The organism is Enterobacter cloacae complex sp. R_G8, from assembly GCF_024599795.1.
In the GTDB taxonomy this organism is placed as follows: domain Bacteria; phylum Pseudomonadota; class Gammaproteobacteria; order Enterobacterales; family Enterobacteriaceae; genus Enterobacter; species Enterobacter dissolvens.
Genome location: NZ_CP102246.1, coordinates 3,894,166 through 3,910,537 on the forward strand (window position 1 = coordinate 3,894,166; position 16,372 = coordinate 3,910,537).

The window sequence follows — 16,372 nt, forward strand, 5'->3', positions numbered from 1 at the left end:
GCACGTTTTAACACTTCATGCTGGTGGTAGCAAGTTTAACGCCGGGCCAGTGCGTGCACCCGGCGGATAAACGTCACGAACCGATGATCCCACCGTCCGCTTTGGTGATCACCACCGTTGACGAACGCGGACGTCCGTTCGGGTTCGCGTCTGGCCAGTTGGAAACCGCACGCGGATTGGCCGGGTCGGTAATATCATCCCCGCCCTCTCCCGGATGCTGAATGTTAATAAACAGCGTGCGGTTGTCCGGCGTAAACGCAATCCCGGTGATTTCACACCCGCGTGGGCCGGTCAGGAAACGGCGATACTCATTGGTGCCCGGAATGGTGGCCACCATCTGGTTATTGCCCATCCCTTCGTACGCTTTCTTATTAATGGTGCTGGAAGAGACATCGGTCTGGATCCACAGCACGCCTTGGTGATCGAACGACAGGCCATCGGGGCTGCCGAATGCCGCGCCCTGCATGGAGCCTTTGGCCTTCGGATCGTCGCTGTCGGTACGCCCGGCCATCACCAGAATATCCCATTTAAAGCGTGCAGAAGCAGGATCGGCTCCCTCTTCGTGCCAGTGCATAATATGACCAAACACGTTGTTGGCGCGCGGGTTAGCGGCATCAACAGGCGCCTTGCCCTCTTTCCCGCGATCGCTGTTGTTGGTGAGCGTACAGTAGACGCTGCCGCTGGCGTACGGATCGACCGCTATCCACTCAGGGCGATCCATTTTCGTCGCCCCCACCACGTCGGCCGCCAGGCGGGTTTTGATCAGCAGATCGCCCTGGTTCTCAAAACCGTTGCTTTTATCCAGACCATTCTGCCCGAAGATCAGCGGCAGCCAGTCGCCGCTTCCCTCCTCGTTGAACCGGGCGACGTACAGCGTGCCGGAGGTGAGCAGCTGCATGTTGGCTTCACGGTTTGCAGGATCGTATTTTTTGTCCGAGACAAATTTATAGATGTACTCAAACTTCTGATCGTCCCCCATATAGACCACCACGCGGTTATCGGCGGCGAGCGTGACGGCGGCGCCTTCATGCTTGAAGCGGCCCAGGGCGGTGTGCTTGCGCGGCGTGGAGGTCGGATCGTAGGGATCAATCTCCACGACCCAGCCGAAACGGTTGGGTTCGTTAGGGGTTTTATCGACGCTGAACCGGTCATCCACCTCGTTCCAGCGGTAGGATTCATCGCTGTCGCTGATGCCGTAGCGTTTTTCCAGCGGGTTAAGGTCGGCTTTTTTGACAAAAATATCCGACCAGTTCTCCTCGCAGGTGAGATAGGTGCCCCACGGCGTATGGCCGTTGGCGCAGTTTTGCATGGTGCCCAGTACGCGTTCCCCCTGCGGGTCGGCGGCGGTTTTCATTAAATCCTGATGCCGCGCCGGGCCGGTAAGCTGCATCGGCGTACTGACGGTAATACGGCGGGCATACGAAGACGGGCGAACCACCTGCCAGTCGCTGCCCGTTTTTTTCACTTCTACCACCGACACGCCCATCGCGTTCTGCCCCTTACGGGCCTTGTCGAGACTCCAGTTCGCCGTGCCGTCGGTAAACAGCATCCCGTTATCAATGTATTCGTGATTCAGCGCCAGCAGGCCATGCTCAGGGTTTTGTTCCCCCTGCGGCAGGCTAAACCACGCCATACCGTCGTGGTGCATGCCCGCCTGCACGGCCTGTTCGTCGGTGGTGTTGCTGGCATCCGGTTTGAAAGCCGGCATCTTATCTTTAATCCCCGTCGGGTCGCCCCAGCGATAAAACGGGCGGGCAATATAGCCTTCCGGCACCCTGACCGTATCTTCCTTGGAGACGTCGATGCTGGTAAAGCCCAGGGAAACCGCTTTTGCCAGCGCGGAAGGCTTCGATACCGCGGCAATGGCATTTTCGGGTTTGATCAGAAAAGGGAATGAAACGGCAGCGCCCGCTACGGCGCCCATCTGTAAAAAGCGGCGACGAGAGAGGAATACCTCCGCAACCTCGGAGAATACCGGGTTAGCGCTGCGGTTAGTGATATCGTCGCGATGTTCTTTTTTAAATACGGATTTGAGGGGTCTGCCCATAGCGGCTTCCTGTCATTGGCCAAGAGGTAAAGGTCTGGAGGCCAGTGTAAGAAGCTTTTATTACAATTTTATAACACGATACGGAAGGATGGGGGCATCCCTGCCCCGGATAACGAGGTGGAACGCTTAGAACTCGTAGCCAACCGAGACCTTAAAGGTACGCGGTTCGCCCTGCGTGATGTAGGTGCCGGAATCGTCAACGCTGGACCAGTAGTTTTCGTTGGTCACGTTGTCGATGCCCGCGCGCACCGTCATCTGGTTTTCATTGTGGTTCACCGCGAAGCGATAGCGCATGCCCAGATCCAGCGTGGTATAGCTGTCGAGCTTTTTGCTGTTCGCGAGATCGGCGTACTGCGTGCCGGAGTGGTTGACGCGGGCGGTAGCCGTCAGGCCCTCAATCGGTTTGATGTCGTACTCTGCGCCCAGCACGGCGTAGAAGTTCGGGACACCAATGGCATCGTTGCCCTGATTCACGCCGTTTTTGGTTTTGGTCAACTCGGCCTGCAGCCAGGTGGCGCTGGCGTTCAGACGCATCCCAAGCATTGGCTCGCCGAAGACGTTCAGCTCCACGCCACGGTTACGCTGTTCAGCGTCCAGGCCGTAGTGACCGCTGTCGTCGAGGATCGCCGACGGCATTTTGATCTCAAACAGCGCCAGGGAGCCGCCCACGCGGCCAAAGTCCGCCTTCACACCCACTTCATTCTGCTTAGAGTGAACGATACCGGTGCTCTGGCCATAGTTCGTCGCCGTGTTAGGTGCGGTTTTACCCGGCTGTAGCGCCTCGGTGTGGTTGGCGTAAAGGGAAATTTCCTCCCACGGTTTATAGACCACACCGTAGGTTGGCATCCAGCGGCTGCCGTCAAAACCGTCCGCGTCGTTTTCCGCACCGGTAATTTTGTTGTACCCGCGAATGACCACTTTCTGATGACGTGCGCCGGCGGTAAACAGCAGCTTGTCATCCAGCATGCCCAGGGTATCGCTCAGCAGCCAGCCCTGAGTGCGGGTGCGCCCGCTGGTCAGCGGATCGCTGTATTTGCCGCCAGAGCCGTTGAAGTTGGAGCTGTCCGGCATCGGGACGCCGGTGTTGTGGTAGATATTAGTGGTCGGGTTATCCGCCGTCGCCGACATTTTCCAGGCGATTTTTTCGTTTTTGGTCATCGCGGAGTACCCCACGTTGACCTTGTGCGAGACAAAGCCAGTATTGAAGTGACCGCGGATCCCCGCCATGCCGCTGACGGAATCGCTGATACGGTTGGTATCGAGACGGCTGACCACGGCCTTACCGCTCTTGTCCACCAGCTTCGGTGCGCTGTAGATCCCTTCTTCGTGCGCATGCTGCGCGCCAAGGCCGGTATAGGCCGTCCAGTTGTCAGTGATGTCGTACTCGCTGCGCCACATCCCGAACTCGTTTTCAATGTTGCTGTAAGCCCATTTCTGCGAGAAGTTACGATCGTTTTTCGGTGGCTCCGGCACAAAATCCACGCCGGAAATATTGACGCTGGTCGGACTGCCGTGGAAGGTCTTCTTCTGATAGCCCATATCCAGGGAAGTACGGAAGTTGTCGCCTTTATAATCCAGACCGGTGGAGAGCAGCGTGGTGCGACGGCGGTCGTTCGGCACACCGGTTTCCCCTTCCCGGTGAACCAGGTTCACGCGCGCGCCGAACTGGTCGTTGTCGCCAAAGCGACGGCCCGCATCGAGGGTGGTACCAATCTGTGAATCGGAGGTGTAGTCCACGCCCACTTTCGCCTGCGGCGTATCGCCCGCATGTTTTGGCTCGAGGTTGATCATCCCGCCCACGCCAGAGCTTGCCGCGCCGTTCATCAGCGAGTTTGCCCCTTTGAAAATCTCAATGCGGTCGACCATCTGGGCATCCACCACCTGACGCGGCAATACGCCGGACAGCCCGCCAAAGGTCATGTCGTCGCCGTCAAACTTCAGGCCGCGAATACGGAAGGTTTCGGCGCTATTACCGTAGCCCTGAACGTACTGCACGCCCGCATCGTTGGCGACCACATCAGCAATGGTTTTCGCCTGCTGATCTTCCACCAGCTTCGAGGTGTAGCTGATGATATTAAACGGCACATCCATGGCGTTCTGCTGACCGAGCATCCCCATACGGCCGCCGTTTGCCACCTGACCGTCCAGGAAAGCGGGCACCAGCTGGTCGCCGCCGGGTTTGAAATCGCTTCCGGCTGCAGACTGGACCACCATGGTGTCTTCTGGTTTCGCGTCTGCTGCCAAAGCAGCGTGCGTCACTGTGCTAACGGCAAGCGCCAGCAATGTTTTATGCATTTTGGTGTTGTTCATAATTAACTCATTAAACGTGCGCGCAAAAATGGCCCGTCGTCGGGCCTTAGAAGGATGTTATAAGCAATGCAAATGAGAACTATACGCATTATATATACGTTAGCAAGTGTAACCGCGCGTATCTGCCTGAGAAAATGGGTTAAACGAAGCCGGGGGAACGGAGAAGGGTTACAGCGGGAAAACGTAACGCACAACCACCCCGGATCCGGGGTGGTTGCAGGGCATTATTTTTTCTTGTAAATATCGGCGGTGCCGTGAATTTTGTTGTTGGTATTACCAGACGTGAGCACCAGGACATCGGCACCTTCTTTGTCTGCTTTTTCAATTAATTCTTTCTTCGCATCATCAATGGAGACTTCATTTGAAGTGCTGACTGTACCGATTTTTTCATACTGCGATTCGACTTTCTCGAAATCATTTTTCGTCAGCAGTTCAGCGGCAAAGGCATTGGTGGTAAACAGAAACGCTGTTCCCAGCAAAATAGCAGTCGTCTTTTTCATAACCTTTTTTCCTTGAGATTAATCAGCAACTACGAAAAACCTCACACATAATGGTGAGGTTTTATGAGCATGGTAGAGAATCTCAGGAAATGCCACACGATAAGGAAAATTCTTTTATAACAACCCGTTGTATTAAATTACTAACGAACATTAAGAATATTCAAAAACGCGCGCCGTACCAGCAATATCAATACGCACCGCCGCGCCCGGGTTCCATCCAGGCTGGCTGACGGTTTTCAGGGTAATCGGCTCCGTTTGCCCGGCTAACGCCAGCGTGAGCGTGGACAACTGGCCGGTGAAATCCACATCCACAATCGACACCGGGCTTTCGTGCGCCGCGCATGCCGTCACGCGCAGTTGCTCGGGACGCAACATCACTCTGCCCTGCCCCGTCGCCTGGGCGTTGTCCGTGGGCACCTCGCCCAGCGCACACTGCGCATAACCGCTGGCGAGTTGTGCCGGCAGGATCACCGCATCTCCCAGAAACAGCGCTGTCTCTTCGTCCACAGGCTGAGAGTAGACCTGATAAGGGGTACCGACCTGAGTGAAACGCCCGGATCGCATGACCGCCACCTGCGTGGCAAAGGACAACGCTTCGTTTTGATCGTGGGTGACCAGGATCGAGGCCACCCCCGCTTCCGCCAGCAGATCGGCCGTCGCTTTACGCGTCATGGCGCGCAGGCCGGTATCCAGTGCCGAGAAGGGTTCATCCAGCAGCATCAGAGAGGGACGCTGCGCCAGCGCACGGGCGAGCGCCACGCGCTGCTGCTGGCCGCCGGAAATCTCATGCGGCCAGTGCGTGGCGAGTTGTCTGTCAAGCGAGACCATCTCCATCAGTGCTTCCACGCGCTGGCGCTTCTCGTGGCGGGTACCGTCTAATCCCCAGGCAATGTTGTCTGCCACATTAAGATGCGGGAAGAGCGCCCCCTCCTGAGGAACAAAGCCAATTTTACGCAGATGCGCGGGAATAAAGTTGTTCTGATCGAACAGGGTTCGGCCCTGCATCACGATCCGTCCGCTATCCGGCGTTTCGAACCCGGCAAGGATACGCAGCAGCGTGGTTTTACCCGACCCTGACGGCCCGACAATCGCCGTCCGGCTTCCCGGCGCAACGCTCAGGTTTAAGCTGTCGAGCACCTGCGCATCGGAAAACGATTTAGAAATGGACGTTAATTCAAGCATCTCATAGCCCTGCAATTTTTTTAGACTGCATATAAAGAATGGCGGTCAGCGGAAGTGAAATCAAAATCATCAACATGGCGTAAGGTGCAGCGGCAACATAATCGATCTCGCTGGTCAGCGCCCAGAAACCGGTGGACAGCGTGCGCGTTCCCAGCGGGGAGAGCAGCAGCGTCGCCGTCAATTCGTTACTGACGCCAAGAAAGACCAGCGCCGCCCCTGCCGCCGCACCGGGCGCGGCCAGCCGCATGGTGACGCTCCACAATGCCTTCGCGGGCGTGCTGCCCAGACTGCGCGCCACGTTTTCGAGCTCCACCGGCGCCTGCGCAATCCCGGCCCGCAGGTTAATGAGCGCACGGGGCATAAACATCAGCAGATAAGCCAGGAACAGCGTAATTTCGGTCTGATAAATCGGGCGTGCATAGTGAATGGTGACCGTGACCAGCGCGAGGGCGGTGACGATCCCCGGCAACGAACTGGTGATGTAAATACACCCTTCCAGCATCCGGAAAATGCGGTGCGGGTAACGAATACCGAGCCAGGCGATGGGAATGACACAGGCGGTGGTCAGCAGCGCGCCGCCCACGCCGAGCATCAGCGTCTGGCGCAGCGAGTGCCAGAGATCGGCGCTCATCCAGTTCTGTACGCCGCCAAGCCATATCCAGCGACACAGCACAATGAGCGGTACGCCCAGCGCCAGCACAATCAGCACGAGGAAAAACAGCTGGCCCAACGCCGCTGCAACAGGCTTCAGCGGCCAGCGCGTCTGTTCACGTGCCGCCCCTGCGCCGATGCGCGCATAGCGGGCTTTCCCGCGGGTGACCCCTTCCAGCAGCAAGATGGCCAGACAGCATAGCGCCAGCACACCCGCCAGCATATTTGCCGCCGGGCCACTGAATGTCGACTGGAACTGGTCGTAAATGGCGGTGGTGAAGGTATCAAAGCGGATCATCACGTACAGGCCATATTCCGCCAGCAGATGCAGCGCCACAAGCAGCGCACCGCCGCAAATCGCGAGCTTAAGCTGCGGTAACACCACGCGAAAAAAGACCCGCCACGGCGGCGTGCCGAGCGAAGCGGCAACATCTTCAAGCGTTGGATCAAGACGGCGCAACACCGCCGCCACGGGCATATAGATAAACGGGTAGTAGGCTAACACGGAGAGAAACACGCCCGCAGAAAGCCCATGCATGGAAGACACCACGCTCACCCAGGCGTAGCTTTGTACGAACGCAGGAATAGCCAGCGGGGCCACCGCCAGCGCAGACCACATCCCCCGCCCGGCGAGCTGAGTACGTTCCGTCAGCCAGGCTATCGCCACGCCGGTGACGATACAGAGTGGCACCGCTAAGGCCGTCAGCCACAGCGTGTTGCTGAGCAGTTCAGCAACACGCGGGCGGAACACCAGCGCCTTAATGGTTTCCCAGCCCGTCTCAATGCCTATGGCAATGATAAAGCCCAAAGGCAGAAGCGCCATTAATGAAAACAGGACAGCTAACGCAACCATCGGCAGCGCAGGACGCCTGCGGGCAGGCTCCCGCACTCTGTTTTTGCCGATGTCGAGACTCAGACCAGACATAGGACGTTCACTTTACTCTCAGGATCACAGCAGGCCAGCTTGCGTCATCAGCTCGATAACTTTTTTACTGTTAAGCGTGGAAGGTTCTACTTTCGGTGCATCCAGCTCGTTCAGCGGCACCAGTTTCGGGTTAGAGGCCGCGTTCACGCCCACCGCATATTCGAAGGCGTTGTTGGTGCGCAGGCTCTCCTGACCTTCTTTGCCGGTGATGTATTTGATGAAGGCCTGAGCCTGCGCTTTGTGTTTGCTGGACGCCAGCACGCCGCCGCCAGAGAGGCTAACAAAGGCGCCCGGATCCTGGTGTTTAAAGTAGTAGAGCTTAGTGTTTTTGCTGTTTTCACCCGTTTTGGACTGATCGACAAAACGGTAGTAGTGATAAATCACCCCGCCATCAATCTGACCGGCGTTAACGGCTTTCATCACCGTGCTGTTGCCTTTATAGGCAACGAAATTGGCTTTCATCGCTTTGAGCCACTCAAGGGTGGCCTGCTCGCCTTTCAGGGCCAGCATTGCGCTGACGATCGCCTGGAAATCGGCACCTGACGGAGAAGCAGCCCAGCGGCCTTTCCACTCGGGTTTAGCAAGATCCATCAGCGATTTTGGCAGTTGCTGCTCGCTCAGTTTTTCCGGGTTATAGACAAACACCGTGCTGCGAGCGGCAATCCCGATCCAGCGGCCGTGTGCCGGGCGATATTCCGCTGGTACCTGCTTTAATGTCTCTGCATCTAATGGCGCAAACAGTTTGGCGTTATCAACCAGCACCATTGACGGCGAGTTTTCAGTTAAAAATACATCCGCAGGCGATGCGCTGCCTTCCTGCACCAGCTGGTTGCCCAGCTCGCTGTCATCGCCATTACGCAACGTGACCTTAATACCCGTTTCTTTGGTAAAACCGTCTACCCACGACTTCACCAGATTTTCATGCTGCGCGTTATAAACAACGATACCTTCGTTGTTATCAGCGGCAACCGATTGATTTGAAAGGAAAATCGATGAAGACAACAGGGCAAGCGAGAAGCATGACAGCAGGCGAGAATTCATGAACATATCCTTAATAGGCCAACGTGATAAACAACAAAGGGCTGTGTGGGAAAGGATTAAAGCATACAACAACGCTAATGATAATTACTATCAATCGAGTTTAGTCGTAAAAGTGTAAAATTCGTTTTTAGCAGATTTTAGAATGATAAAAACCCAAATTTTAATGCGAGATAATTTTTAGATTAAGAAAACCTTAAGCCTGCCAACAATGAAATTCATTAGCCTTCTATTTATTCTGACGCGAAGGTAAATGTGTTATTCATGCCCCCGGCATATATAAAAAAAGCCCCGATGCTTCGGGGCTTTTTATGCTTATCCGGAGGCAGCCAAATTTATAAGGCTACTATTTTAAAAAGCATCACACAGACGCGTGAGGGGCGTACATCGGATAGGTGAAGAACAATAAATGCACGCAGTTCAGCCCAAAATGGAAGAACGTTGCAACCCAGAGCCTGCCGCTCCACATCCACGCCAGGCCGTAAATAATACCGGAGAGGCTGGCAAAAATAATCAGCAGTAAACCGCCGCTATAATGCATTAGCCCAAAAATGAGTGAGGCAATCAACAGTGCGACAACAGGATGCACAATCCGGGACAAGCGCTGCTGCAGATAGCCTCTGAACAAGGCTTCCTCGGCCAAAGAGACGAAGAAAATATTCGCAAGGGCAAATTGAGCAAACCATTCTGGCGCATGCGGCTCAATTCTCAGCCCGCCCAACGCAACTGCCAGAAGTAACAGCGCGGGTATCGCCAATACCAATATTCCCCAGCCGACCTTGCCAGCTTTATAGATGGGTTTTGCTACAAATAACGTTGGCATGCACGTAATTAAAAAGAACGGCACCACTGCCTTGTCCATATTAAAGTACATACTGAACGGTATGCTTTGCGGACCAACAACGACAGCGTCCAGCACTTTGGGGTTATGGAAGCCTGGGATCGCATGCAAAACCAGGGCAACGGCGATGACCACGCACAGGCCTTCGACCAGATAAGTATATTTATTATTTTTATTACGTAGCCATTCAACAACAGACCAGCCAATAACGATTAATGCAATCACCAGCAGCGCCGGGGCGCCAAGAATGCTCTGTTTCCAGCCGAGAAATGCCGTTAACCCCAGCATCAGGTAAGCCAGGCTTTTATTCAGGGAAAGTGCGGCAAGCGAAGTTGCGAGTAGATACCACATAAATGTCCTTCATGATTGGCATGTACAACAGTGAAACGAATGTCGTGCCGGAGGCATCCCGCAGGGAAGCCATAAATAGGGTTCCGACTACCGGAATCGAACGAGTGACCTACGGATTACACGTCAGTTGCTCTACCTTCTGAGCGAAGTCAGCGTTGGTCCGCCACCGGAGCCTCGAACCCCGTACTACAACATCCTGGTTGTCGCTCTTCCCGATGAGCTAGTGGCGGTATGGTGGCCCTGACTGTAACTACGCCAATGACCGGTCGATGGCGGAACAAACGTTCTGACCGACAGGCTACAGGGCCGGGTTCAGAATGATACACATCTGGAATTAACCACGCAAATCAGACGGTTAAAAACGGGTACAGAGTGAAGGATCGGTAGCGGTTGGTCGGTCTGGGGAAGAGTGGGCTGGATTACCCTGTAGGATTGAATATTAAAAATCAACTCATTGAAAATGAATTGTATTATCACATTCAATAATCATACATCCCCCATAAAGCCCCCTATTCGTCTGCATGGATACTGCGCCAAGAATCATCACGGGAATCCGTAATCAATTCCAACATTACGCTAACAGCATTTTGTGAGATGGCATAGTTATGCCAATGCAGCTCGTTAAGAAAAAACACGCATATATACCCAGAAAACGTTGTTCCAGTTGTTCTGGTTGTTCCAGGCGACGAAATAGTATGCTTTTAAAAAAGATCCCCTTCATAAAGTGGAACATATAGGGGTAAAAAGTTGTTCCAAATAATGAATCAAGTACAACGGAGGAGGAAAAAATGAAACGAGCGGTTGGGAAGAAAGAGCTTCTAACTATAGTGCCTTTGTCACTGAGCACTATCTACAGGCTGGAAAAGAATGGAGGATTTCCGAAGCGTTGGTACATTACGGATGGGCGCTGTGCCTGGAACGCTTAAGAGGTTGAGCGCTGGCTTGATGAGCGTCAGGCTGCCAACCAAACAGTAAATATTGAACAGGAGGATGCATGGCATTCAATGACATTGAGTTCAACGCCATCAAAAAGGAAGTGAAGCAATTTGTTGAAAGCATTCGACCACCAGTCCACATCCGCTCTGAGCTGGATATCGTCTACAGCATCAGCGACCAGACTGTAGATATTGGTCAGTTACGACCTGTATGGCGAGGTGAACCAGGTGAAACGCACATTCTTCCAAACGTCAGAATCAGATACGTCCGCTCACAGGACAGATGGAAACTCTACTGGATGCGCAAGGATTTGAAATGGCATCTATACAGTACTGAGCTTTCGCTGACGGATGCACTTGGGCTTGTGCGTGCAGACCCGGATTATTGCTTCTTCGGATGACGAAAGAGGCATCTGCGTGATGAAAGAAGTCACAGAGATGTGGCCTTTCTTATTGGATGGAATTACAGGTGTGAAAAAAATCAGCTGTAATTTGATCATTTTATTGAAGTTTCTTTTTAGCCTGTTACTTCAAGCGTTTTCCACTGTAAAGCATTCGATGCCATCTTTTTTAGAAGGTATTAGGATCACCCATATCTGTAAGAAAGACCATCGTTTTACTTCTCTCCCAGAAAACCAAGGCAATACTGGACGCCACAAATGCACAGGATGCGCTTTTGAGCGCGCAATGGAACTTAAGGCCAAGGGAATCCCTATGTGCAACGACGATTCAATTCTGGCTGACTTACCAGAGAGCCAGGCTGGTACCGTTCGCCATAAGGATGCCTTCGAGGGGTACAAGATGGCGTATCAAGCGTAACCACACTGGGCAGCCCACTACTGCTTATAAGTGGTTTCTCGGCCACCAAAGCCGGCACGTTGAACTACCGCGTGGAATGCTAAAAATTGTTCCTGGGCGTCGCCAGCAAGTAAAGCATGGAGAAAAACAAGGATCCCCAATATACCGAGTCATATCGATAGGGATCAAAATCAATATGCAAAAATCCTCTTACAAAATCGTATCCATTTGCAAAGATGTTTATCTGAATGGATGCAATAGCGATTACAAATACCATATAAGCAATAAACAATGGATATTTATGAAGCCTGTTAACTTTTAACTTCCCCAAATAAAGCAAGAAAAAAACTACAATAGACACAATGAAATAGACCACTGCAGGCCAGATCGGTGGATAAAGCGAAAATTCTAAATCTTGTGACATAATCAGTTCTCTTTAGCTATCTGGTACATCTGCCAACCTGTAATGCTACTACTGGTCGCATCAAGTGTAATTGCGGTTTTAGATGCCTCTTGCCAGCCTCTGATATAATCAGATTGGATATTGTGAAACAAACTCCATGACTTTTCTCTGGGAGCCAGAACTTTTCTACCTGCACCGTATGCTGATAAAGAGAGATCAATTACACCGTAAATTAAATCTGCTTGATTATTACCATAACCCAGCTTTTTTGCAGCAAATCTGTACGCTTCTCTCACGGTTCCTGATTGTTCTTCACGGAAAAGAAGATAGTACCCGTTTTCGTATACATTATTTAACCCATGAGCAATCATCGGAGCCCCGTATGCAGCACAAGCTAACCCAAGCGATCCAACGCATAAACTAGCCCCACCATAAACTTGTGCTCCGCCTGCAACAAAGCCAATCTGCTTGAGAGCTATAGTCGTTGTTGTTGCCTGATTTTTCTCGACAACTATAAACATTTTTGCTCGGTTAAAGGTAAGCAGATCATCCTGTTCACGGAGATGTCGTATCTGTTCGTCAAGGATTTGAGTCCCTCCGAGAAAGGTAAGGCAGTGGGATTCGATCTCTCTTTTCAAATGACCCACGAGCTGTTGAATCTAAAAAAAAGACCAGAAGTACCATAAAATAAATGTTTTGCGGAAATTTGCTCTGTAAGAAGCTCAATCTCTCGCACTTTATGCTCAAACCGATTTTTGTCACGGTTATGGTTATACATTCGACCTCCATGTCACAAATACTCTTCAATAAGAATACATTCGTTCAGACGACAATCAATAGCTCTTTACGTATCAGCAGTTGCGACAGTCAGAGCGGGAAATTTTTTATGCAAAGTACACACAGCCACATCATAAATTATCGCTACTTGCTTCCTGTCCACGCCATTCGCTATTAATCGCCCTACATGCGCCCATTGCTCCTGAGTCAGCTTCGGACGCCTCCCATCTATTATCCCCTTTGACCTGCCATGGCTAAAACTGCTCTCGTTCTTTCAATTGTATTTTCTCTTTCCATCTCAGCCGCAGTACTCAGCATTGTGTATGCGAATCGGCCGATTGAAGTACTGATCCTTATTCCTTCAATGATTGAGACAAATTCAATATTATTAGCCCGAAATAGCGCAGTAAATCGATGAGGTGTATGCGTTGAGCGTCCAAGCCGATCCTGCTTCCAGACAATGACAGTGTCACCTGGCCGCAATAACTTCATTTTCTTATCCAGCCCCGGCCGTTTCGACTTTGCACCGAATATTTTATCGTCAAAAATGTGGTCAAATTCTATCCAATTTAGCGCCTCTAACTGTAATTCAAGATTTTGGTCAAAAGTTGATACCCTTGCATACCCATATTGCATATTTTTTAGCCATCATTTTGTACGAAAAAATCAGGTGAAGTTATCGGCTGGCCACTCAAGAGCAATCTATAAAACGTCGGTTTAGGAAGTAGAGCAACGGCGACGTTCCAGACATCAGTTACCGATGCTACTGCAGGACGATTGCTGGTTGTCGGTGGGTTCGGTAGAGGTCTTCCGTTTTCACGACCCCCGGCATACCTGGCCGAGCTGGTTAATTCAGTCCGGCGTACCGCTGTCCGTTCTGCAGGAAATTGGTGGATGGGAGTCTATCGAAATGGTCCGTCGATATGCTCACCTGGCACCGAACCATTTAAGCGAGCACGCACGGAAAATAGATGTCATTTTTGGCAACCATGACACAAATACGACACAAGGAGAAAATCAGACTGGTTTGAAACTGGCGTAAGCGCCTGTTTTTAAATGGCACGCCCTGTAGGATTCGAACCTACGACCTACGGCTTAGAAGGCCGTTGCTCTATCCAACTGAGCTAAGGGCGCACTGAGAAGAGTGAACTTCGCGGTGGTGAAACGCGAAGAATTATACGGTCAATGGCAGGTGAGTCAATGCCTTTTCCGTATTCGACCCTGAATAGGGCTAGTTGATTGTAAATATGACTGTTTTTTCAACATTCCCCGCTTTTCTTCCGTACACTTTAGCACTGCGAAAAGGCTTAGCTGCATTTAAGTAACGCCTGCTGTTTTCCTGAGCGCCAGCTCGTCACACTAGTGTGAGGTATCCCGGCCGCCTGGAGGCTGACAGACAACAGGACAATGGAGTGACAGCGCAAAACCTGATCGATACGTCCCCCGGCTTACAGCACCTCTCTCAGGACATTGCGGGCATCAAACTTGAGCCTATCGTCGCCCTCTCCTCGCAGCGCCAGGTTGGGGTGGAAGTGTTGAGCGTCCTGTCAGCAACAGAGCAAAGCGAGGCATTTTTCACCGATCGGTCTGCGGAGTGGTCAATTGCGCTGCTTGAAGCGCAACTTGCCGCGCTAAAAAAGGCCCCGCACTGTCATAATCTTTACGTCAATTTGCCGATAACCGTATTCACGCAGCCGGACGCTTTTCAACGGCTTATCCGGTTGCATGCCGCACCGCTGAATATTGAAATTGTCGACCCGGCACGCTTTCTGGCGCTGTCTGACGCAAAGCGGCAGGACGTTCTCCAGCGACTGCAACAGCTCAGAAGGCAAGGTCACGGTATCTGGCTGGACGATATTGATGAAGTAAGCGTCCAACCATTTCTGTCCTGCCGGTTGCCGTTAACCGGCATAAAAATCGATAAGGAAGCATTCTGGCGTTTACGCGCCCCCCCTGCGCTCGGGCAACTGGTAACACGTTGCTTTCAGCTTGCCGACAAGGTGCTTATTGAAGGTATTGAGACTGAAAAGGATCGTATCCGGGCACAACAGGCAGGAGCAGGACTCGGCCAGGGGTACTACTGGCCGTCCTGGAAATGGCCGGAGGAATAAAAAGCCATTTCCAGGAGGGAAGCCATGCGAATGACAGTGCGCCGTTACCGGCGGCGGCGTACAGGAAGTGATGCACTGGGATTTACGCACTCGCCTTTTGCTCCCCCCTTTTTCGACCGACTCGAATTTTTGAGCCAGTCCATCCACCAGCACCGCAAAACAGACGCGCCCTTTATTATTCTGGTCACGGAAGATCATTTCCTGCGCACCGGTTTTCTGAACGGTCAGTTTCCCCTGAGCAGCTGTAGCGATTATCCGACGCTGGATGATGCCTTTCAGGCGCTGAACCAGTGGCCTGCTGCCCGTCTGGTGGTGGATATTGAAAGCCGTACCACGGCGCTTATGGAAAAGCTGGATCAGCTGCGAAGACACAGCCTGTATCCGCCGTATCTGACGCCGTATCTGTTGGTCAGGGCGGATAATTATGACACCCGTCTGTTCTGCAAAGCGGCAGGTCCGTTTCATGTCCTCGAACGCCAGTCAACGGCGGCGGCGCTCCAGCACAGCCTGATGGATATCAGCCCCCCGCAGGGATCCAGTAAAGAGTGGTTCTCGCGTGGCGAGTGGCCCATTTTACAGGAGCTGTCGCGGGGGAAGACGCTACGCCAGATCGCCCTGCTGCAGAACCGCCCCTATAGCCGCATTATCTATCGCCTGAGCTGCATTCTGGTAAAGCTCGGGCTGAGCCATCGCCAGGAACTGCTGCATCTTCTCAATAATCTCTCCGACTGCTCGTTTTACTCTTAACCTAACCCCTTCTTTCCTAAAGGCCTTTAGGAAATTACTTACCAAAAATGTTAATTTTATGTTAACCGTTAACAATAAAGTCGAAATTACAACTATTCCTAATTTTTGACTCTGAACCACGTGAAATATCAAAGAATACGTAAAGTGCAGCACTTTCATCCATGCGTTAAGGGATTGATGGTTCCGTTAACAGGATGATAATGATGTAAAAACAAGCAATTTGGCTGCATGTGCCAGGCGCACAAAGTGAAGGTCGCAGAAGATTTTGCTCTTCCGGCATAGTATTTTTCTGATATCGGGGAGAGGCATCGGGATGAGGATGAGACGCGCTATCTGTGCAAATTCACGCCACTTCAGCAGCAGGTGAGACGTTTTACTGCCCCGCCATTTCATTAACAATTTTGCAACATATAGTGGTATCTGTTATTTTTTGTTATTACATAAAGATGAAAAGATGCGGTAAATGGAATAACAGGATATTTCCGCTAAAATTAAAAAAATAGCCATTCAGATCCAGAAGATAATACAAACCAATAATTGTGAATTAATCTGCAGGCTTTTCGGAAAAAACTTACACGGTATAATAAGACGCGTACCAAATATGAATAAGAAAAACCTTTTTGCCGATACCAGCCAAATGAGAAGACCGCGCTGAGGCAATGACATTACCGCTACGTTAACAAGGATGCTTTCGCTCTTTCCAGGGAAATACCACCCTATAAGGATCTGCAAATTTATCCTTCCGGCATTTCGAGA

14 protein-coding genes, 1 tRNA gene and 2 pseudogenes are annotated in these 16,372 nt (G+C 52.0%); 6 read left to right on the top strand and 11 right to left on the bottom strand.

The features are described 5' to 3' along the window. Positions 1-73: 73 nt before the first annotated feature. The 7 genes from NQ842_RS18515 to NQ842_RS18545 form a co-directional block, all read right to left on the bottom strand. Positions 74-2,047, bottom strand: coding sequence for a PhoX family phosphatase (locus tag NQ842_RS18515; protein ID WP_257256185.1), 1,974 nt, complete (start codon positions 2,045-2,047; stop codon positions 74-76). A 126-nt stretch (positions 2,048-2,173) separates the two neighbouring features. Next, a complete protein-coding gene (locus NQ842_RS18520) occupies positions 2,174-4,357 on the bottom strand; it encodes a TonB-dependent siderophore receptor (RefSeq protein ID WP_257256186.1) in 2,184 nt (727 codons plus the stop codon). A gap of 224 nt (positions 4,358-4,581) precedes the next feature. Further along, positions 4,582-4,857, bottom strand: coding sequence for a DUF1471 family periplasmic protein YahO (gene yahO / locus NQ842_RS18525; protein ID WP_014830954.1), 276 nt, complete (start codon positions 4,855-4,857; stop codon positions 4,582-4,584). A gap of 150 nt (positions 4,858-5,007) precedes the next feature. Continuing rightward, a complete protein-coding gene (locus NQ842_RS18530) occupies positions 5,008-6,039 on the bottom strand; it encodes an ABC transporter ATP-binding protein (protein WP_047360840.1) in 1,032 nt (343 codons plus the stop codon). A gap of 1 nt (position 6,040) precedes the next feature. Next, the gene (locus NQ842_RS18535) at positions 6,041-7,615 is read right to left on the bottom strand and encodes an iron ABC transporter permease (RefSeq protein WP_257256187.1); all 1,575 of its coding nucleotides are present in this window, start codon (positions 7,613-7,615) and stop codon (positions 6,041-6,043) included. A gap of 24 nt (positions 7,616-7,639) precedes the next feature. Beyond that, positions 7,640-8,656, bottom strand: coding sequence for an iron ABC transporter substrate-binding protein (locus tag NQ842_RS18540; RefSeq protein ID WP_257256188.1), 1,017 nt, complete (start codon positions 8,654-8,656; stop codon positions 7,640-7,642). Positions 8,657-9,014: 358 nt separating this feature from the next. Continuing rightward, a complete protein-coding gene (locus NQ842_RS18545; RefSeq protein ID WP_046888539.1) occupies positions 9,015-9,845 on the bottom strand; it encodes a CPBP family intramembrane glutamic endopeptidase in 831 nt (276 codons plus the stop codon). Between the two features lie 788 nt (positions 9,846-10,633). On the opposite strand from NQ842_RS18545, the pseudogene NQ842_RS18550 reads away from it, so the two are divergent. The 3 genes and pseudogenes from NQ842_RS18550 to NQ842_RS23435 form a co-directional block, all read left to right on the top strand. Continuing rightward, positions 10,634-10,768 (top strand): annotated as a pseudogene (locus NQ842_RS18550) (helix-turn-helix transcriptional regulator); the annotation flags it as partial. A 71-nt stretch (positions 10,769-10,839) separates the two neighbouring features. Beyond that, positions 10,840-11,181, top strand: coding sequence for a DUF3024 domain-containing protein (locus NQ842_RS18555; protein WP_257256189.1), 342 nt, complete (start codon positions 10,840-10,842; stop codon positions 11,179-11,181). A gap of 16 nt (positions 11,182-11,197) precedes the next feature. Next, positions 11,198-11,599, top strand: coding sequence for a hypothetical protein (locus tag NQ842_RS23435; RefSeq protein ID WP_373371730.1), 402 nt, complete (start codon positions 11,198-11,200; stop codon positions 11,597-11,599). 405 nt (positions 11,600-12,004) lie between these two features. On the opposite strand, the gene NQ842_RS18565 is transcribed toward NQ842_RS23435, so the two are convergent. The 3 genes from NQ842_RS18565 to NQ842_RS18570 form a co-directional block, all read right to left on the bottom strand. After that, positions 12,005-12,628 carry a DUF4225 domain-containing protein gene (locus NQ842_RS18565; RefSeq protein WP_257256190.1) on the bottom strand — a complete coding sequence of 208 codons (624 nt, stop codon included), beginning with the start codon at positions 12,626-12,628 and terminating at the stop codon, positions 12,005-12,007. Between the two features lie 197 nt (positions 12,629-12,825). Beyond that, on the bottom strand, positions 12,826-12,993 hold the full coding sequence (locus tag NQ842_RS23440; RefSeq protein WP_306789730.1) for a helix-turn-helix domain-containing protein: 168 nt from the start codon (positions 12,991-12,993) through the stop codon (positions 12,826-12,828). Continuing rightward, positions 12,990-13,394, bottom strand: a complete 405-nt coding sequence (locus tag NQ842_RS18570; RefSeq protein WP_371335782.1) for a recombinase family protein — start codon at positions 13,392-13,394, stop codon at positions 12,990-12,992. The genes NQ842_RS23440 and NQ842_RS18570 overlap by 4 nt, the downstream gene beginning before the upstream one ends. Positions 13,395-13,560: 166 nt before the next feature. Between NQ842_RS18570 and NQ842_RS18575 the strand changes: the two are divergent. Next, positions 13,561-13,800: pseudogene (locus NQ842_RS18575) on the top strand (tyrosine-type recombinase/integrase); the annotation flags it as partial. Between the two features lie 15 nt (positions 13,801-13,815). Here NQ842_RS18575 and NQ842_RS18580 read toward each other — a convergent pair. After that, a tRNA-Arg gene (locus NQ842_RS18580) sits at positions 13,816-13,892 on the bottom strand. A gap of 278 nt (positions 13,893-14,170) precedes the next feature. Between NQ842_RS18580 and NQ842_RS18585 the strand changes: the two genes are divergently transcribed. Together NQ842_RS18585 and NQ842_RS18590 are read left to right on the top strand one after the other, a co-directional pair. Next, positions 14,171-14,869 (top strand): EAL domain-containing protein, encoded by a 699-nt coding sequence (locus NQ842_RS18585; RefSeq protein WP_219280644.1) that lies wholly within the window; start codon positions 14,171-14,173, stop codon positions 14,867-14,869. Between the two features lie 24 nt (positions 14,870-14,893). After that, on the top strand, positions 14,894-15,616 hold the full coding sequence (locus NQ842_RS18590; protein ID WP_043951577.1) for a response regulator transcription factor: 723 nt from the start codon (positions 14,894-14,896) through the stop codon (positions 15,614-15,616). Positions 15,617-16,372 lie beyond the last annotated feature (756 nt).